We start from the raw sequence: 16,930 nt of genomic DNA, 5'->3' as shown, positions 1-16,930 counted from the left end.
GACAGAGGTGGGGAAGCCGGAGCCGGGGTGCGGGTCGCGCCGGATGGGGGAGCGGGCGCTCGGTGTGGCCGGGAGGGTCTGGGGCTTGGTGTCGGCCGCGATGGCGTCGAAGTCGACCAGGCCGGTGGCCTCGAGGATCTTGATGTGGTCCAGAACGGTGGCGTTCGCGTCGTCGGCGAGCTCCCGCACCGCGGAATTACGTGTGGTGGCCCGCACTTGGGCGACGACGGTGAAGACGGTGCCGTGCGCGAGCCGCAGGATATTGGCGAACTCCCGGTCGTACGCCTCGCCGTGCGCGGCGTCGAGCCGTGCCAGCCAGCTCTGCTGCTGGGCGTTGGGCCTGCTGGGCAGGTCGACGCCGAGCCGCGCGGCGACCTCGCGCACGTGCTGGTCGAGGGCGGTGTGGCCTTCGACGAGGTGTTCCCCGGCGCGCCGCACGGCGGCCGTGGTGCCACGCTGTTCCGCCTGCTGCCCGGCGGGCAGCTCCCAGAGCCCCGCCAGCCGCACGCGGTCCACGAAATCGCGGTCCATCGCGGACAGCGGGCCGAAGGGCGTGGCCACGGATCCGGCGGTGAGGTCGACGGCCCCGGTGCCCGTGCGGTCGCGGTACGACCAGACGGGGAAGAGCAGCGCGGCGAGGGTCGCCGTGAGCGCGGTGACGACCAGGCCGGTGCCGGTGAACGATCGCATGATGCCTCCTCGTGCGGCACCGCACGGTAGGCCCTCGGCTCTGATCCGCGAGGGAGTTCGGCGGCGCCACCCGCCGGGCCCAGCCCCGGAACCGGGGGCTGGCCTGGACCTTCACCGACTTCCCGCGATTCGGGGCACTCGTGTGGCCTGCGTCACGGCGAAGGGAAAGGTGCCCTTGCCCGCCGGGGCGGTTGGTACGTTGACCGGTTCCGCACCCCGGACCCCGGGGGCGCGCGTGCCACGCCGGGCACTGGTGAGGCCCCGCGATCGGGGGGAAGTCGCGGGGCCTCACTTCGCCAACGGACTGCCGGACGGGTTGGTTCCCGTGCTTCTGCGGCAAGATGGCGGGTGGGGGTGGTGCGCGTGCGCGAGCGGCCTGACGGGACTGACGGAAAGAAGCGCGCGAACGGGAAGGCCTTCGACCCGGAGCGGCTGTTCCTGCCGCCCGACGACGACCTCGCCCCCAACCGGCCCGGCGAGACGCTCCGCGCCCGGCTCGACACGTCCCGGACCGGCCGTGCCGCGCTGGTGCTCGCCCGCTGTCTCGGCCGACGGCCCGTCGAGGACGCCTGGCGCCGGGCGCTCGCCGCCGAGCAGACCGTCGGAGCGGAGCTGGAGGCGCTGACGGCGGGCGGCTGGGAAGTGGTCCACTCCATCGTCCTCCCGGGCGATTCGGTCATACCCCACCTCCTCATCGGGCCCGGCGGTGTCTTCGGCATCGCGGTCAAGGACGCCCACAAGGCCCGCATCCGGGTCGGCGAGACCGTCGTGCACATCTCCCGGGACCGGCACCCGCGCCCGTACGTACGGGAGATCCGGCACGACGCGGCGCGGGCCTCGCTCGTCCTGTCGCGGGGATGCGGCTACGCCGTCCAGGTGCGGCCGGTGCTGGTGTTCGTGGGCGCCGAGAGCCTGGAGGTGTCGCCGACGCTGGAGGACGTACGGGTCCTGAAGGAGACGGAGACGACCACGCTCGGCAGAACCGGCGGGGTGCTGCACCCACGGCGCGCCGACCGCATCCACACGGTGGCCCGCAACCGGCGTGTGTGGCTGTGGGCATGACGGGGGGGTGACACGGACGGGATGGGCGCGATGCGAAGGAGCGCGGCAGCGGACGAGGTGGGCGCGATGTGAAGGAGCGCGGCATGACGTGACACCGGGCGGGTGAATCCATGCCCTCTTTCGAGGGCGGTGGCTCCGCCGGGCGGGTCGGTTCCACGAGCATGGGCGAGCATGCCGTGCCCGACGCCCGGACCGGAGGGAGTCCCCCATGCCACCCGGCCGCGCCCGCAGCTCCCGCGCCGACCGCCTCCGCGCCTCTCTCTTCCGTACCGACCGCATCGACCGCTTCGGCGTCTTTCCCTTCCGCCGTTTCGGCGTCTCTTCCTTCCGTACCGGTGGCTTCCGCGGCGACCGCTTCCATACCCCGGCTCCCCTCTCGCCGGAACCCGGGGAATCGCCTTCTCCGGGAACCGGGGCCGCGCCATCGCCGACACCCGAGGCTCCGCCCCCGCCAGAACCGGGGACAGCGACCGCGACCGGGGCCGTGACCGTAACCGGGGGCGGCCGCGGGCCGAAGTCCGTCGCTGGGCCGAAGGCCGGCCGCAGGCGTACGCGGCGCACCGTGGTCCGGTTCGTTCTGGTCGTCGGGGGAGTGCTCGTGCTGGCGGCGCCGTCGGGGGCCGCCCCCGTGCGGCTCGGGCCGCCGCCGTCGGTGGTCGAGGTGTCGCCGGGCGCCTGCGGCCGCCCCTGGCCGCTTCCCCGCACCGGTCTCCAGACGTTCGTCCTGCACAACACGGCGGCCGCTCCCACCGACATCCACCTCGTGGACGCGCGTACCGGTGCCGTTCTCGGCGAGGTCGAGGGGATCGCGCCCGGCGCGCGCAGGCGGCTCATGGCGGGGCTCGGGCCGGGTACGTACGCGTTCGTCTGCCTGCCGGAGGACGCGGACCCCGTCCTCGGCCCCGCCGTGCGTGTCCACGCCACCGCGAGGGACGCCGCCACCGGGCAGAGCAGCGGTCCTGCCGCGCTGCCCGTGACCCGGGAGGAGCTGACACCGCCGACCCTGGACTACCAGCGCTGGGCGGCCGCGCGGATCGACCGGCTCGTGACGGCGACGGACGTCCTCCGCGCGGCCGTCGACAGCGGTGACCGGGCCGCCGCTCGCGCGGCCTGGCTCCCCGCCCACCTCGACTACGCGCGCCTGGGCGCCGCGTACGACGCCTTCGGTGATGCGGGGCGCGCCATCGACGGTGATACGGCCGGTCTTCCCGGCGGTGTCGCCGATCCCGGGTTCACCGGGTTCCACCGCGTCGAGCACGGCCTGTGGCATGGCGAGCGGGGGCCCGCTCTGCGCGTGGCCGCGCACCGGCTCGCCTCCGATGTCCACGCGCTGCGCGAGCGCTGGTCCCGGACCCGGATGGACCCAGCCGACCTCGGGCGGCGTGCCCACGAGATCCTGGAGGACACCCTGCAGCACGAGCTGACCGGCCGCACCGACCACGGCAGCGGGAGCGGCCTCGCCACCGCCCGCGCCCATCTCGACGGCACTCGCGCCGTCCTCGGCCGCCTGCGGCCCCTGCTCCGGGGCCGCTACCCGGACCTGCCCGCGCTCGACCGGCGCCTCGACCACGCGACCCGCCTCCTCGACCGGTTCGGCCCGGTCGAGGAGGACGGGGACGGCGACTGGACCCCGCTCGACCGGCTCACCCCGGCCGATCGCCGACGCGTCGACGCCGCCATCGGTGACCTGGCGGAACGCCTGGCGTCGGTCGCGACCCTCTGCGAGCCCCGGAGAATGCCATGACGGGCAGGACAGGCCCGTGGCGCGTGCCCCCACCGCGCCGCCGCACCTTGCTGCACGGCGCCGCCGCGGGCCTCGGCGGGGCCGTGACCGGACGGCTCCCGGCCCGCGCCGACAGCACCGGCGACGCTTCCGACAGCGCTCCTGACAGTGCTCCCGGCAGCGCTCCCGACGACGGCACCGCACCCCGGCTCCAGCCCCCGTACGCGCCGCCGCCCTGCCCCTTTCACGGTGCGCACCAGGCGGCCGTGCTCACCCGACCCGCCCGTGTCACGGCCTTCACGGCGTTCGATGTGACGGCCGAGGGCCGCGGCGAGCTCGTCGAGCTGTTGCGGACGCTCACCGAGCGGGCCCGCTTCCTGACGGCGGGCGGCACCCCGCCGCCCATCGGCATCACCGGCCCGCCCCCCGACTCCGGCCTGCTCGGGCCCGAGCTCCCCGCCGACGGCGATCTCCGCGTCACCGTGGCCGTCGGTTCCTCGCTCTTCGACGACCGTTTCGGGCTGGCGGGCGGCGCGCCCCGGCGGCTACGGCCCATGCCCGCCTTCCCGGACGACGACCTCGACCCCGCCTGGTGCCACGGCGACCTCAGCGTCCAGCTGTGCGCCGACACCACGGACACCGTGCTGCACGCCCTGCGCGACCTGACGCGGCACACCCGCGGCGGCCTGCAGATCCGCTGGCGGCTCGACGGCTTCACCTCGCCGCCCCGCCCCTCCGGCACCCCGCGCAACCTCTTCGGCTTCAAGGACGGCACCGCCAACCCCGACACCCGCGACGCCCGCCTCATGGACCGCCTCGTCTGGGCCGGCCCGCACACGGGCGAACCCCGCTGGGCGCACGGCGGCAGCTACCAGGTGGTGCGGCTGATCCGCATGCTCGTCGAGTTCTGGGACCGGATCTCCCTCACCGAGCAGGAGCGCATCCTCGGCCGCAGCCGCGACACCGGGGCACCCCTCGACGGCGACCTCGAGACCGACGCCCCGCGCTACGCCCACGACCCCAAGGGCGACGTCGTCCCGCTCGACAGCCACATCCGCGTCGCCGGCCCGCGCACCCCCGGCAGCGAGGACCGCAGGCTGCTGCGCCGCTCGTACAACTACGACCGGGGCACGGACACCAACGGCAACCTCGACATGGGGCTGCTCTTCTGCTGCTACCAGCAGGACCTCCGGCGGCAGTTCACCGCCGTCCAGCGGAGCCTGGCGGGCGAGCCGCTGACCGACTACGTCACGCCGTTCGGCGGCGGCTACTTCTACGCGCTGCCAGGGGTGCGGGACGGCGCGGACTGGTACGGCCGCGCTCTGATGCACGAGCCCTGATGCACGAGATCTGATGCACAAGACCTGATGCACGAGAGGTGGGATCGCCCATGGCCCGTAACGCCGCCGTCACCCGCTGCCCCGCCGCCGTCGCCGCCATCGGCGCCGTCGCGCTCACCGTGGCACAGACCGGCCCCGCGGCCCCCCGCGCCGCGGACACCGCGTCGCCCGTCCAGCACCTGGTGGTGATCTTCGACGAGAACGTCTCCTTCGACCACTACTTCGCCACCTACCCCAGGGCCGCCAACACCGACGGCACCCGCTTCACCGCCGCCCGCGGCACCCCGGCACGCGTCGACAACCTCCGCACCGCGGGCCTGCTGACGAAGAACCCCAACCTGTACGCGCCGAAGCGGCTCGGCCCCCACCAGGCCATGACCTGCGACCAGAACCACTCCTACAGCCCCGAGCAGTACGCGGCGAACGGCGGCCGGGCGGATCGCTTCGTGCAGAACACCGACTCGGGCAAGTGCTCGGGCAAGCTGTTCGGCGAGCCCGGCCTGGTCATGGACTACTACGACGGGAACACCGTCACCGCCCTGTGGAACTACGCCCAGCGCTTCAGCATGAACGACCGGTCCTTCGGCACCACCTACGGCCCCTCCACCCCCGGTGCGCTCAACCTGGTCTCCGGCCAGACGCACGGGGCCTTCTCCACCGATCCCGCCTCCGGCACCGAGCACCCGCGGCGGACCGCGAAACCCGACCCGTACGCCGTGTACGCGCCCGGCGCCGACGGCCTCGGCACGGTCGTGAACGACCCGGACCCCGCGTACGACGACTGCTCGGGCGCCGACCGCACCGCGCGGAGCCCGCTGGCCGCCCTCACCGGGCCCAACATCGGCGACCGGCTCAACGAGAAGGGCGTCACCTGGGGCTGGTTCCAGGGCGGCTTCCGGCCCAGCACCCCCTGGGACGGCCGGAGCGGCCACCACGCGAAGTGCTCCGGCACCGCGCACACCAACACCGGCGGCGCCCGGGTGATCGACTACAGCCCGCACCACGCGCCGTTCCAGTACTACGCGTCGACCGCGAACCCGCACCACCTGCCGCCCCGGTCGGTCGCCGAGATCGGCCACGACGGCCGGGCCAACCATCAGTACGACCTGGCCGACTTCGACGCGGCCCTGCGCGCGGGACGGCTCCCCGCGGTGAGCTTCCTCAAGGCCCCCGCCTACCAGGACGGCCACGCGGGCTACTCCGGTCCCCTCGACGAGCAGCACTTCCTGGTCGAGTGGCTCAACAGGATCCAGAGCGCGCCGGAGTGGCGGCACACCGCCGTCGTGATCGCCTACGACGACTCCGACGGCTGGTACGACCACGCCTACGCCGAGCCGCTCAACGGGTCGCGCGACAGCGGCAAGGGCCCCAAGGGCCGGGCCGTGGACAGCCCGGCCTGCCACCAGGGTCCCGCACCGGCCGGCGGCCTCCCCGGGCGCTGCGGCCCGGGGCCCCGGCTGCCGCTCCTGGTGCTCTCCCCGTACAGCAAGGTCAACGCCGTCGACCACACCCCGACCGAGCAGATCTCGGTCCTCGGGTTCGTGGAGTGGAACTGGCACACGGCGCCGATCGGCGGCTCGTCCTTCGACAGCCGCGCGGGCTCCCTGCTGAACATGTTCGACTTCGACCACCCCCACCCGGGGAAGCTGCTCCTGAACCCGGACGGGTCGGTCAGGACGCGAACGGAGCGGTGAGGCCGCGCCCGGCGCCGGTCAGCGGGCGGGCGGGAAGGCGCTGGTGAACAGGGAGCGCAGCACGGCCGCGTCGGACGGCGGAAGCTCCGAGACGAACCGCGTCAGCACCGCCTCCCGGTCCGCCGAGCCGTCCAGGACCTTCCGCATGCGCCGCGCCGCCAGGCCCGCCTCGTCCGCCACCGGCGCGTACGCGTAGGCGCGCCCCCGCGGCGTCCGCGAGAGCACCTCCTTGCCGTGCAGCCGGGAGAGGATCGTCACCACCGTGCTGTACGTCAGCTCGCCCGCGAGGCCGCTCTGGACCTCGCGCGGCGTCAGCGGGCCCGCCGCCTGCTGCAGCACGGCGAGCACCTCGCCCTCCAGGGCACCGCTCGCGCGACGGCGGCCGTGGCGCGGGCGCACCACGGCGACCGGTGCGCCTGTGTCCATCGGGATGTCCATCGAGATGTCCGTCGGGATGTCCGTCGAGGCGTCAGTCAAGGTGTCCTTCGGGGAGTCCATGGGGGTGTCCATCGGGCGGCGTCCTTCTGCTGCTCTCAAGGGCGTCGTCTCCCGGGCGCCTCCCGGGACATTCCCGGGGACCGGCCTCCGGGTGTTCCCGGACGGTATGGCCCAAGATCTACTGCTTTTACAGGGGTGTAGAAACGATACGGTACCCGAACAGGACGCCTGATTCGGAATCCACGGACATCTTGGGTACCCGGACGGCCCGGCCCGTCATAGGGTCGAGTGGTGTTCGAACGACGAAATGGGGCGCACGCCCGGAAGCACGCCGCCCCGTCCAGCCGGAGACACGCCGCCGCGTCCCACGGGAGGAGGCGCGCCGCTCCCCGTGGACGGAAGCGGAGACTGCTCCCCGCCTACCCGCGCCCGGGGCGTCAGGGATTCCGGCGCTGGGTGCCGTCGTGGCGCCAGACCACCGGCCTGTTCCTCTCCGCCGGAGCGCTCATCGCCGCCCTGGTGACGGTGATGTACATACGCACGGACATACCCGCCGACCTCAACGCCTTCGCCATCCAGCAGGACAACGTCTACTACTGGGCCGACGGCACCGAGATGGCCCGCACCGGCGAGGTCAACCGGCAGGACACCGCCCTGGACAAGATCCCGGAGAAGGTGCGGTGGGCCGCGCTCGCCGCCGAGAACGAGACCTTCTACTCCGACAGCGGCATCTCGGTCAGCGGCATGACCCGCGCGGTGACCCGGATGGTGACGGGCGGCAGCACCCAGGGCGGATCCACGATCACCCAGCAGTACGTCAAGAACGCCTACCTCAACCAGCGGCAGACCTTCTCCCGCAAGTTCACGGAGATGTTCATCGCCATCAAGCTGGACAACCGGATGTCCAAGGACGACATCCTGGAGGGCTATCTCAACACCAGCTGGTTCGGCCGCGGCACCTACGGCATCGCGCGCGCCGCCCACGCCTACTACGGCAAGGACGTCTCCCGGCTCAACGCGAGCGAGGGCGCCTTCCTCGCCTCGCTGCTCAAGGGCGCCGGGCTCTACGACCCGGCCCTCGGGCCCAAGAACCACGCGCGCGCCGTCGACCGCTGGAACTGGATCCTCGACCGCATGGTCGCCATCGGCAAGCTCTCCAAGGAAGAGCGCGCCTCCTACAAGACGTTCCCGGAGCCGCAGGCGCCGCCGAAGCCCGCCGGGCTCACCGGCCAGACCGGCTATCTGGTGGAGACCGCGCGCGCCTACGTGAGCGCCCACACGAACGTCACCGACCACGACTTCGACCTCGGCGGCTACCAGATCCGCACCACCTTCGAGAAGCCGAAGGTCGACGCGCTGAACAAGGCCGTCGAGGAGGCGCGGGGCAAGCTCGACCCGGAGAAGCGCGACGCCGACAAGAACGTGCGCGTCGGCGCCGCCTCGGTCACCACGGACGGGCGCGTCGTGGCCCTGTACGGCGGCCCCGACTACCTCAAGCAGGGCTTCAACGACGCCAACTCGTCCGTCGTCCCGGCGGGCACCGCCTTCACCCCGTTCGTCTACGCCGCCGCCCTCGGCGACGGCATCCAGCGCGAACGCGACAAGCCCCGCACCCCGGTGTCCCCCGAGACCCTCTACAACGGTGACGACAAGGTGTCCCTGATGACGCCGGAAGGCCCGTACTGGGACCGCTCCGGGAAGATCGTCAAGGGCGCCAACGACGGCGGCAGGTCGTGGGGGAGGATCAGCCTGCACGACGCCGTCGCCCAGTCCGTCAACACCCCGCTGATGCAGCTCGGCATGGACGTGGGCCTGGACCGGGTGGGGCAGACGGCGGTGAAGACGGGGCTGCTCGCCGACAGTCTCGGCACCAAGGTGCCCGCGTTCTCCCTGGGCAACACCACGCCCAGCGCGATCCGGATGGCGGGCGCGTACGGCACCTTCGCCGCCCGGGGCATGCACAGCGAGCCGTACTCCGTCGGCAAGCTCTCGCGCAACGGCGACGACGTGCCCGTCGAGAAGCCGACACCGGAGCGGGCCCTGCCGCAGTCCGTCGCGACCGCCGTGGACGCCGCCCTGCGCGACGCCGTCAGGAAGGGCAGCGCGACCGCCGCCGCGGCGGCCGGGGCCGACAGCGCGGGCAAGACCGGCACCGAGGCCAAGAACAAGTCGTCCTGGTACGTCGGCTACCGCGGCAAGCTCGTGACCGCCGTCTCGCTCTCCCGCATCGACCCGACGACGCAGGAACTGCTCCCGCTCGACGGCATCGGCGGCGCGGCCACGTCCACGCTCGGTACCCCTTACCCGATCGGGATCTGGACGACGTACATGGCGGGACAGAAGGGCTGAGAAGGGTGGGGCCGGACCGGTCCGGCCCCACCCCCGGCGGCGGACTACTTGACGAACGTCGCCCAGTCCGGCGACTGTGCCGGGTCCAGCCCGCGCAGCTTCGCCAGCACCTTCGGGTCCTGGGCGTCCAGCCAGTCCGCGAGCTGCTTGAAGGACACGCAGCGCACGCCGTCCCGCGTGCAGATGGACTTCACGACGTCCTCGACGGCCTTCATATAGATGCCGCCGTTCCAGTCCTCGAAGTGGTTGCCTATGAACATCGGCGCCCGGCTGCCGTTGTAGACCCGCTCGAAGCCGTTGAGATAGCCGTCGCGCGTCAGCTTGCGCCACTCCGCGTACTTGGCCGGGTCGCCCTTGGTGTTGTCACCGGACTGGTTGTAGAGGAAGTTGAAGTCCATCGACAGGACCTGCTTCTCGCTCTTCGGATACGGCAGCAGCTGCAGCGGGAAGTTCCAGACGCCCTGGATCTGGGAGGGCCATATCTGGAAGTCGCCCGGCGAGCTCGCGTCGTACCGCCAGCCGAACTGCTTCGCCGCCGGTATCAGCGTCTTCTGCCCCTCCAGACAGGGGGCGCGGCCGCCGACGAGCTCCTTCTTGTAGTCGAAGGGCAGCGGGGGGAGATCCGTGAGGCCGGTGTTCGTCTTCCAGTTCTCCACGAAGGAGTAGGACTGCTCTATCTCGCTCTTCCACTCGGCGGTGCTCCAGTCGCCGCCGCCCTTGGCGCCGCAGAAGTGGCCGTTGAAGTGCGTGCCTATCTCGTTGCCGTCGAGCCAGGCACCGCGGATCTGCTCGACGGTGTCCCTGATGTGCGGGTCCGTGGCGAAATCGATAGCCGCCTCGCCCGGCTTGTGCTGCGGCGGCTTGTACAGCCCGGACTTCGACTTCGGCAGCAGATACATGCCGCTCAGGAAGAACGTCATCTTCGCGTTGTTCGCCTTGGCGACCTCGCGGAAGTGGGAGAGCTGGTGGTCGTCGCCCTCCAGCGCGCCGTCCCAGGAGAAGACCACGAACTGCGGGGGCTTCTCGCCCGGCTTCAGCTTCTCCGGCTTCGGCTGGTTCGGCTGCGGCCCGGTGTAGGACGTCGAGCCGTCCCCGAGGACGTGGACCTTGCCGTCCCACGGCTCCTCGGGCTTCTTGCTCCCCGCGGCCCCGTCCTCCGGGACGTTCTTCGCCTCGTCCTGCGAGGACGCCGGTGCCGACGAGGACGGACCCTTGGCGTCGTCGCCCTTGCCGGAATCGCATCCGGAGAGCCCCAGCGCGAGGGTGGTCACGGCACCCGCGGTGACCAGAGCCGTCGTGCCCCGGAAGGTCCTTTTCGACAACGTACTACCCCCTGGCGCCGTAAACAGATGTTCTGGCGCCAAGTATCACAGGTCGCTCCGACAGCCCCGCCGCGCCGGGTGGTCCGCGACCACCGCGCACGAACCGGGCGCGATCTCGTGCGACCTGTCCCGTTCGCAGGGCATCGCGTGTGCTTTCGGTGGACACTGGGGCGGAGTCGAAAGCGGGCCGGGCAGCCTTCAGGAGGGCCTGGGACGGGGGAAACGGGAGGCCGCTGATTCATGACTGCCCACCGGTCGGACAAGGGGCCGGTGCTGCCCCCGTCGCTGCGCGCGTGGCTCGGGCTGATCGCGGCGCTCGCGGCGCTGATGGGCGTCGTGCTCGGGGTTTTGTACAGCGGTCACGGCGAGTCCGGCACGGTGGACCGGTGGATCGTCCGGCCGACGGCGGACAGCGTGCGGCCGCCGTGGCGGTCCGTCGCTCTGGCCCTGGACTTCTGGGGGGAGCCCGCCGGATCGACGATGCTGGTCGCGGCCGTCGTGACGGGCTGTCTGCTGCTTCGGCGCCCTCGCGCGGCGGTGCTCGTCGTCGCCGGTACCGGCCTCGCCGTGGCGACGACGACGTTGGTCAAGCCCCTGGTGGGACGCACCATCCACGGCGCCGACAACCTGTCCTACCCGAGCGGGCACACCGCCTTCGCCACCGCGCTCGCCCTCGTGGTGGCGCTGCTCGTGACCGGCCGGCTCGGCCTCGGCAGGACGGCCGGCACATCGCTCGTGCTCGCCGCGGCGCTGGTGGCCGGGGCCGCCATGGGCTGGGCGGAGGTCGCCCTGAGCGCGCACTACCCGACCGACGTCCTCGGCGGCTGGTGCACCGCGCTGGCGGTGGTACCGGCGACCGCGCAACTGGTCGATCGCATGGCCGACCGGGTGGCCGACGCCGGCCGGAGCGAGCGCCGCTGACGTCACGTCATGTCACGTCACGCCAGGCGGCGGAATACGGGCTTCACCGGGCGCCCGGCCAGCCAGGGGGTGGGGTCGGCGGCGTCCAGTGCCTTCCGGTACACCGCACACGCCTGGGCCACCACGTCGACGGTGCGGTCGATGTCCGCGTCGTCGAGCGCGCTGCTCACCACGAACGACGGGGCCAGTACCCCGCCCGCGAGGAGCCGGCGCAGGAACAGGGTGCGGTACTGCTGCGACGGCTGCCGGTTCTCGTCGAGGGTGGCGAAGACCAGGTTGCTGGCCCGGCCCCGGACGACGACGTGGTCGCCGACGCCCATGCCGGCCGCGGCCTCGCGGACACCGGCGGCCAGCCGCTCGCCGAGGGCGTGCAGCCGCGCGGTGATGCCCTCCTCGACGTAGGTGGTGAGCACGGCCATCGCGGCGGCCAGCGAGTGCGTTTCCGCGCCGTGCGTGGTGGACAGCAGGAACACCCGGTCGTGGGAGTGACGCAGCCCGCCCCGCTCCATCAGTTCGCGGCGCCCGGCGAGCGCGGAGACGGCGAACCCGTTGCCCAGCGCCTTGCCGAACGTGGAGAGGTCGGGGACGACGCCGTACAGGCCCTGGGCGCCCGCCTCGGACCAGCGGAGGCCGGTGATCATCTCGTCGAAGATCAGTACGCAGCCGTGCCGGTCGGCCAGCTCGCGCAGGTCGGCGAGGTATCCGGGCGGAGGTTCGGTGTGGGCGGCGGGTTCGAGGATCAGGCAGGCGATCTCGTCCCGGTACCGGGTGAGCAGCTCCTCCGTCGCGGCCAGGTCCCCGTACGGGAACGTCACGGTGAGCTCGGTGGTCGCCGCCGGAATGCCGGCGGGCATCGGCGTGGTGCCGATGAACCAGTCGTCGACGGAGAAGAACGGATGGTCGCCGCAGATGGCCACCCGCGGGCGCCCGGTGACGGCGCGGGCGAGGCGCACCGCGGCGGTGGTGACGTCGGAGCCGTTCTTCGCGAACTTCACCATCTCGGCGGTCGGCACCGTGGCCAGGAAGCGCTCCGCGGCCTCGAGTTCCACGATGGACGGCCGGACGAAGTTGCTGCCGCGGTCGAGTTCCCGCCGCACCGCCTCGGTCACGCGCGGGTGGGCGTGGCCGAGGCTGACCGATCGCAGGCCGGAGCCGTACTCGATGTAGCGGTTGCCGTCGACGTCCCACACGTGGGCGCCGCGTCCGTGGCTGATGACCGGGGCCAGGTCCTCGGGGTACTGGTCGTCGCCCTTGGCGTAGGTGTGCGCGCCTCCGGGGATCATCGCGTGCAGCCGCTCGTTCGCCTCCCGCGACCGCGGCAGCTGGAATTCTTCGGTATCTCCGGCGGCTTCGGTGCCTTGAGTGTCTTCGGCGTTCATGCCGACCTCACCTCTCCTTCTGCTTCAAGATCTCGGCGAGGCTCGGTGCCTCCCGGTCCCGCTGGGACATCGATGTGACCGGCAGCGGCCACGGAATGGCGAGCTCCGGGTCGTCGAAGGCGATCGTCACGTCCTCGGCCGGATCGTGCGGGCGGTCGATCCGGTACGAGGTGTCGGCGGTCTCGGTCAGCGCCTGGAAGCCGTGCGCGCACCCCGCCGGGATGTACAGGGTCACCTGCGTCTCGCCGGACAGCTCGAAGGAGGCCTGGTTGCGGTAGGTCGGCGAGTCCGTCCGCAGGTCCACGACGACGTCGAAGATCCTCCCGTACGAGCACCTCACCAGCTTGGCCTCGCCGGCACCGGAGCGCAGGTGCAGGCCGCGCAGCACGCCCCGGGCCGAGCGGGACACGCTGTCCTGGATGAAGGCATTCGGGTCGAGCCCCACCGAGCGGACCACGTCGGCGTCGAAGGTGCGGCAGAAGAAGCCGCGTTCGTCGGCGTACGGCGTCGGCTCGAACAGGTACGCGCCGTCGATCGCCGGGACTTCGGTCGCTTTCATGGGGTCTCCCGTAGGGCGTGGTCGGCCGCCGGGAACAGGGCGGCGGTCAAGGCGGCGAACTGGCGGTCGAGTTGCCGGACGGCGGCCTGGTTCCGTTCGGCGAGGGTCTGCCGCAGCTCCGCCGATCGCTTCTCCAGCGCCCGGAACTGTTCGAGCAGCCGGTCGGCGTCGACCTCGCGGGCCGGGTGGCAGTACGCGGCGAGGCCCATCTGTGCCATCAGCGCGTCGCTCTTGGCCGCATAGCTGAGCGCGAGTGTCGGCGTACCGGTCTTCAGCGCGCAGACCAGGTTGTGGTAGCGGGTCGCCACCACGCTGTCGGCGGCCGCGGTCTCCTTCATCAGGTCGGCCAGTGAGGCCGTCTCCGCGGCGGTGACCAGGGGCGAGTCCACCGCTTCGAGGATCGCGGCGGCGACCGTCGTATCGCAGTCGTCGCCGGTGAGCAGCCGGACCTGCCTGCCGTCCTCGACCAGCGCGCGGACGAAGCGTGTCGTCCCGTCGAGGTAGCGGCGGTGGATCTCCTCGGCGCGGGCGCGGTCGTCGTTGCCGCCGTGGAAGTCCATGACGCCGACGCAGACCCGGCCCGAGGGATCGGGCGGCGGCACCGGCAGGGCGAACGCGAGGTCCGGGTGGACCTCGTCGCGCGCGGTGTCCACGCCCATCGCCCGCATCGCGTCGCGCGACAGGGTGTCCCGGTACGACCGGTACGTGGCCAGCCGCGCCGACCAGCGCACCAGGGCCCGGGTCGGGCGGTCGCCGATCGGGGCGGCGCCCACGCCGACCAGCGCGACCCGGGTGCCGAACAGCCGGCCGCTCGCGCAGAGCAGGAACAGCGCGTACGGGAAGCCCCATGGCCGCAGCGGCAGCGTGGCCTCCAGGACGCCCATGCCCGGCACGATCACCACGTCGTGCCGCCGCACCCAGGCGGCGGTGCGGACGGCGTCGACGAGTTTGCCCAGGCCCTTGGCCGCGACCGCGCCCGCACGCGACGCGGTCCGGTACTCCCCGCGGTACCAGTGCAGCCGCGTCGCGGGGATCCGGTACCGGGCCGCGACGACCTCGGGCCCGCCGCACAGCGCGTCCACGACCGCCTCGGGGCGCTCGGCGCGGAGGTAGCCGAGCACGGCCTCCAGCGATCCGTCGTTGCCGAGGTTGCCGGAGCCGAGCAGGCCGAACACCCCGACGCGTACCGGTCTCCTCATGCCTTCCGTCCCTCGCGGCCGGCCACCAGATCGTCGACGGAGACGGTGAGCCGGGCCGGGTCGACGGGGGCGCGGTCCTCGACCCGTTCGCCGGCGCCCGGCCGGACCCGGCTGGACATCCACGCCGCCAGGTGGCGGAGGCACGCACGCCGGTCGGCGGGGGACAACGGCGCCCGCCGGATCGCCGCGACGAAGCCCCAGACGTACTCGGCGAGCAGCCTGGGCGTCGGGTGCAGCGGGCCGGCCCGGCGTGGGTCCAGGTTGACGCACCGGGAGCGCTTGGAGGGGTTCGCCCGCTCGGCGCGGGCGGGGTGGTCGCGGCGGAAGTACAGCAGCTCCGGCACCTGGTGGAAGGGCCCGTGCAGGACGATCTCGGCGACGAACGTGCGGTCCGCGTGGTGGTAGCTGTCGTGCGGCTTCACCCGGCGCAGCATGTCGGCCCGCATCACCCCGTAGAAGTCGTCGCCGCCGGGCTCGAACAGAAAGCTGCGGAAGCGCTCCGGCGCGTGCGGCGAGTCGGTGGCGAGCCCGTACTCGTACGGGACCTTCACCCGGCTGTCGCCGTCGATGACCGCCTGGCCGGAGTGCGCGAGGATCACGTCCGGCCGCTCGTCCAGCGCCTCCACGCAGCGCCGCAGCAGATCCCTGGCGTAGAGGTCGTCGTGCGAGGCCCACTTGAACAGTTCGCCGCGGCACTCGGTGAACACGTAGTTGTGGTTCGGCGCGGCGCCGATGTTCCGGGACAGCCGGAGGTACCGGATACGTGAGTCCTGCGCGGCGTACTTGCGGCAGATGTCCTGCGTCCCGTCGGTCGAGGCGTTGTCGGAGATGACCAGTTCGAAGTCCTCGTAGGTCTGGCCGAGCAGGGCGTCGAGCGACTCGGCGAGGTATTCCTCGCCGTTGTGGACCGGCAGGCCGATGCTCAGCCGGGGATGGGCGGTCATGGCGTCCTCACTTCGGGGAGGGGATTGCGGTGGTGCTCACGCAGGGCGGCTCGCAGTTGCAGCCACCACACGGCCGAGCCGCAGGCGGTCGCGGAGGCGACGCCCCAGGCGGAGCCGACCGTGCCGGCCAGGGCCGCACCGCCGAGCCCGCCGCCGAGGTAGCAGGTGGAGGCGAACAGCTGGCAGCGCACACTGCGCCGGGCCGCGGCGAGCGCGCGCAGCCCGGCCGCCGCGCCACTGCCGAGGCCGGCGCCGGCGACGCCGAGCGTGGCCGGCACGATGAGCCCGGAGGCGGAGTGCCAGACGTCGCCGAGGACGAGCTCGCCGAGCCGGTCCGGCATCAGCAGCAGCGCCCCGCCCCAGAGCAGCGCGGCACCGGCCTGCCCGCCGCCCAGCCGGAGGCAGAACCTGCCGAGCCGGTGCGGTGCCTGCCGCAGCACCCGTGCCGCCTCCGCCACGGTGACCAGTGACAGCCCCATCAGCAGCGCGAGGAACGGGCCGAGCAGGAGCTCGGCGCCCCGGACGGTACCCACCGCGCCGACTCCGGCGATCGCACCGAGCCCGTACGCCCGCAGTTGGCTCGCGCCGCTGAGACTGACGTTCTCGACCAGGTACCGGGAGCCGAGGTCGCGTTGCTCGCGGAGCCACCCGCGTGCCTGGGTCACCCGGGGCCGGATGCCGGACTGGAGGAAGCCGTACCCGGCGGCCACCGCGGCGGCGGCGCCCCAGGCCAGGACGAAGGCGGCCACGGTGCCCACCCGGGCCGCCACGACCATGGCCGGGACGAGCGCGACGCCTTGCACGAGGTCGTTGGCGAACGCCTTCTGCCCGGTCCCGGCGGCGAAGAACGCGAACCGCCGGGCGTCCTGCAGCAGCAGCGCCGGCAGGGCGACGCCGAGGCAGGCGAACGCGGGCCCCACGTCGCCGCCGAGGCCGAGCCCGACCAGCAGGCACACCGCGCCGAGGCCGGCGCCGACAGCGAGCGCGGCCCCCGACGACCGGGCCGCCGCCGCGCGCCAGGTCGCCTCCGGCACGCCGCTGAACCGCACCACGAGCGGGTCGGTGGCCAGCCCGCGGGAGACGTTGAGCACCACGCCGTAGGTCAGCCAGGCCAGGCTGAACACGCCGAACGCGTTCACCCCCAGCTCGCGGGCGACGTAGATGCCCACCGCGAAGTTGATCATGCTGGAGACCGCCTGGTCGGCCAGCCCCCAGGACAGCCGCCCGACGACGCCCCGTCGGTCGGACCGCCGGGTCTCCCCGGCCGGTGCCGCCGGTGCCGTCGTCTTCTCCCCCTCGGTGGGCATCGG

General features: G+C 72.9%; 14 protein-coding genes. 6 read left to right on the top strand and 8 right to left on the bottom strand.

Annotated elements, in window-relative coordinates; translation table 11 throughout:
- On the bottom strand, positions 1-690 hold a 690-nt coding region (locus K6I34_RS01890; protein WP_229322213.1), incomplete at its 3' end, for a DUF4142 domain-containing protein.
- 363 nt (positions 691-1,053) lie between these two features.
- Between K6I34_RS01890 and K6I34_RS37980 the strand changes: the two genes are divergently transcribed.
- The 4 genes from K6I34_RS37980 (at position 1,054) to K6I34_RS01870 (ending at position 6,509) form a co-directional block, all read left to right on the top strand.
- Complete coding sequence (locus K6I34_RS37980) at positions 1,054-1,752, top strand: nuclease-related domain-containing protein (RefSeq protein WP_229322212.1); 699 nt, start codon at positions 1,054-1,056, stop codon at positions 1,750-1,752.
- Between the two features lie 562 nt (positions 1,753-2,314).
- Positions 2,315-3,496, top strand: a complete 1,182-nt coding sequence (locus K6I34_RS01880) for an EfeM/EfeO family lipoprotein (RefSeq protein ID WP_229322211.1) — start codon at positions 2,315-2,317, stop codon at positions 3,494-3,496.
- Positions 3,493-4,815 carry an iron uptake transporter deferrochelatase/peroxidase subunit gene (gene efeB / locus K6I34_RS01875; RefSeq protein WP_229322210.1) on the top strand — a complete coding sequence of 441 codons (1,323 nt, stop codon included), beginning with the start codon at positions 3,493-3,495 and terminating at the stop codon, positions 4,813-4,815. Before K6I34_RS01880 ends, efeB begins: the two co-directional genes overlap by 4 nt.
- 50 nt (positions 4,816-4,865) lie before the next feature.
- Positions 4,866-6,509, top strand: coding sequence for a phospholipase C (locus tag K6I34_RS01870; RefSeq protein WP_229322209.1), 1,644 nt, complete (start codon positions 4,866-4,868; stop codon positions 6,507-6,509).
- Positions 6,510-6,527: 18 nt separating this feature from the next.
- Here K6I34_RS01870 and K6I34_RS01865 read toward each other — a convergent pair whose 3' ends face one another.
- Entirely contained in the window at positions 6,528-7,019 is a 492-nt protein-coding gene (locus K6I34_RS01865) for a BlaI/MecI/CopY family transcriptional regulator (RefSeq protein WP_229322208.1), read from the bottom strand.
- Positions 7,020-7,403: 384 nt separating this feature from the next.
- Between K6I34_RS01865 and K6I34_RS01860 the strand changes: the two genes are divergently transcribed.
- Entirely contained in the window at positions 7,404-9,296 is a 1,893-nt protein-coding gene (locus tag K6I34_RS01860) for a transglycosylase domain-containing protein (protein WP_374230772.1), read from the top strand.
- Positions 9,297-9,340: 44 nt separating this feature from the next.
- Here the strand turns inward: K6I34_RS01860 and K6I34_RS01855 are convergent, their stop codons facing one another.
- Positions 9,341-10,618, bottom strand: a complete 1,278-nt coding sequence (locus K6I34_RS01855) for a hypothetical protein (RefSeq protein WP_229322206.1) — start codon at positions 10,616-10,618, stop codon at positions 9,341-9,343.
- A gap of 240 nt (positions 10,619-10,858) precedes the next feature.
- On the opposite strand from K6I34_RS01855, the gene K6I34_RS01850 reads away from it, so the two are divergent.
- A complete protein-coding gene (locus K6I34_RS01850) occupies positions 10,859-11,539 on the top strand; it encodes a phosphatase PAP2 family protein (protein WP_229322205.1) in 681 nt (226 codons plus the stop codon).
- Positions 11,540-11,556: 17 nt separating this feature from the next.
- Here the strand turns inward: K6I34_RS01850 and K6I34_RS01845 are convergent, their stop codons facing one another.
- The 5 genes from K6I34_RS01845 to K6I34_RS01825 are packed head-to-tail and all read right to left on the bottom strand — an operon-like array spanning position 11,557 to position 16,927.
- The gene (locus K6I34_RS01845; RefSeq protein WP_229322204.1) at positions 11,557-12,918 is read right to left on the bottom strand and encodes a glutamate-1-semialdehyde 2,1-aminomutase; all 1,362 of its coding nucleotides are present in this window, start codon (positions 12,916-12,918) and stop codon (positions 11,557-11,559) included.
- A 7-nt stretch (positions 12,919-12,925) separates the two neighbouring features.
- Positions 12,926-13,477 (bottom strand): dTDP-4-dehydrorhamnose 3,5-epimerase, encoded by a 552-nt coding sequence (gene rfbC / locus K6I34_RS01840; protein ID WP_229322203.1) that lies wholly within the window; start codon positions 13,475-13,477, stop codon positions 12,926-12,928.
- Positions 13,474-14,676 carry a polysaccharide pyruvyl transferase family protein gene (locus K6I34_RS01835; RefSeq protein ID WP_229322202.1) on the bottom strand — a complete coding sequence of 401 codons (1,203 nt, stop codon included), beginning with the start codon at positions 14,674-14,676 and terminating at the stop codon, positions 13,474-13,476. The genes rfbC and K6I34_RS01835 overlap by 4 nt, the downstream gene beginning before the upstream one ends.
- On the bottom strand, positions 14,673-15,620 hold the full coding sequence (locus K6I34_RS01830; RefSeq protein ID WP_229322201.1) for a glycosyltransferase family 2 protein: 948 nt from the start codon (positions 15,618-15,620) through the stop codon (positions 14,673-14,675). Before K6I34_RS01830 ends, K6I34_RS01835 begins: the two co-directional genes overlap by 4 nt.
- Complete coding sequence (locus K6I34_RS01825; protein WP_229322214.1) at positions 15,617-16,927, bottom strand: hypothetical protein; 1,311 nt, start codon at positions 16,925-16,927, stop codon at positions 15,617-15,619. The genes K6I34_RS01830 and K6I34_RS01825 overlap by 4 nt, the downstream gene beginning before the upstream one ends.
- Positions 16,928-16,930: the final 3 nt, after the last annotated feature.

The sequence above is a fragment of the Streptomyces sp. UNOC14_S4 genome (genome assembly GCF_020740835.1).
Taxonomy (GTDB): domain Bacteria; phylum Actinomycetota; class Actinomycetes; order Streptomycetales; family Streptomycetaceae; genus Streptomyces.
This window is presented reverse-complemented; position numbering and strand designations above follow the sequence as displayed.

Excerpts from the sequence above, each read along its gene's own strand:
- efeB (WP_229322210.1), top strand. The coding sequence starts at position 3,493 with ATGACGGGCAGGACAGGCCCGTGGCGCGTGCCCCCACCGCGCCGCCGC.
- K6I34_RS01870 (WP_229322209.1), top strand. The coding sequence starts at position 4,866 with ATGGCCCGTAACGCCGCCGTCACCCGCTGCCCCGCCGCCGTCGCCGCC.
- K6I34_RS01865 (WP_229322208.1), bottom strand. The coding sequence starts at position 7,019 with ATGGACACCCCCATGGACTCCCCGAAGGACACCTTGACTGACGCCTCG.
- K6I34_RS01850 (WP_229322205.1), top strand. The coding sequence starts at position 10,859 with ATGACTGCCCACCGGTCGGACAAGGGGCCGGTGCTGCCCCCGTCGCTG.
- K6I34_RS01845 (WP_229322204.1), bottom strand. The coding sequence starts at position 12,918 with ATGAACGCCGAAGACACTCAAGGCACCGAAGCCGCCGGAGATACCGAA.
- rfbC (WP_229322203.1), bottom strand. The coding sequence starts at position 13,477 with ATGAAAGCGACCGAAGTCCCGGCGATCGACGGCGCGTACCTGTTCGAG.
- K6I34_RS01835 (WP_229322202.1), bottom strand. The coding sequence starts at position 14,676 with ATGAGGAGACCGGTACGCGTCGGGGTGTTCGGCCTGCTCGGCTCCGGC.
- K6I34_RS01830 (WP_229322201.1), bottom strand. The coding sequence starts at position 15,620 with ATGACCGCCCATCCCCGGCTGAGCATCGGCCTGCCGGTCCACAACGGC.
- K6I34_RS01825 (WP_229322214.1), bottom strand. The coding sequence starts at position 16,927 with ATGCCCACCGAGGGGGAGAAGACGACGGCACCGGCGGCACCGGCCGGG.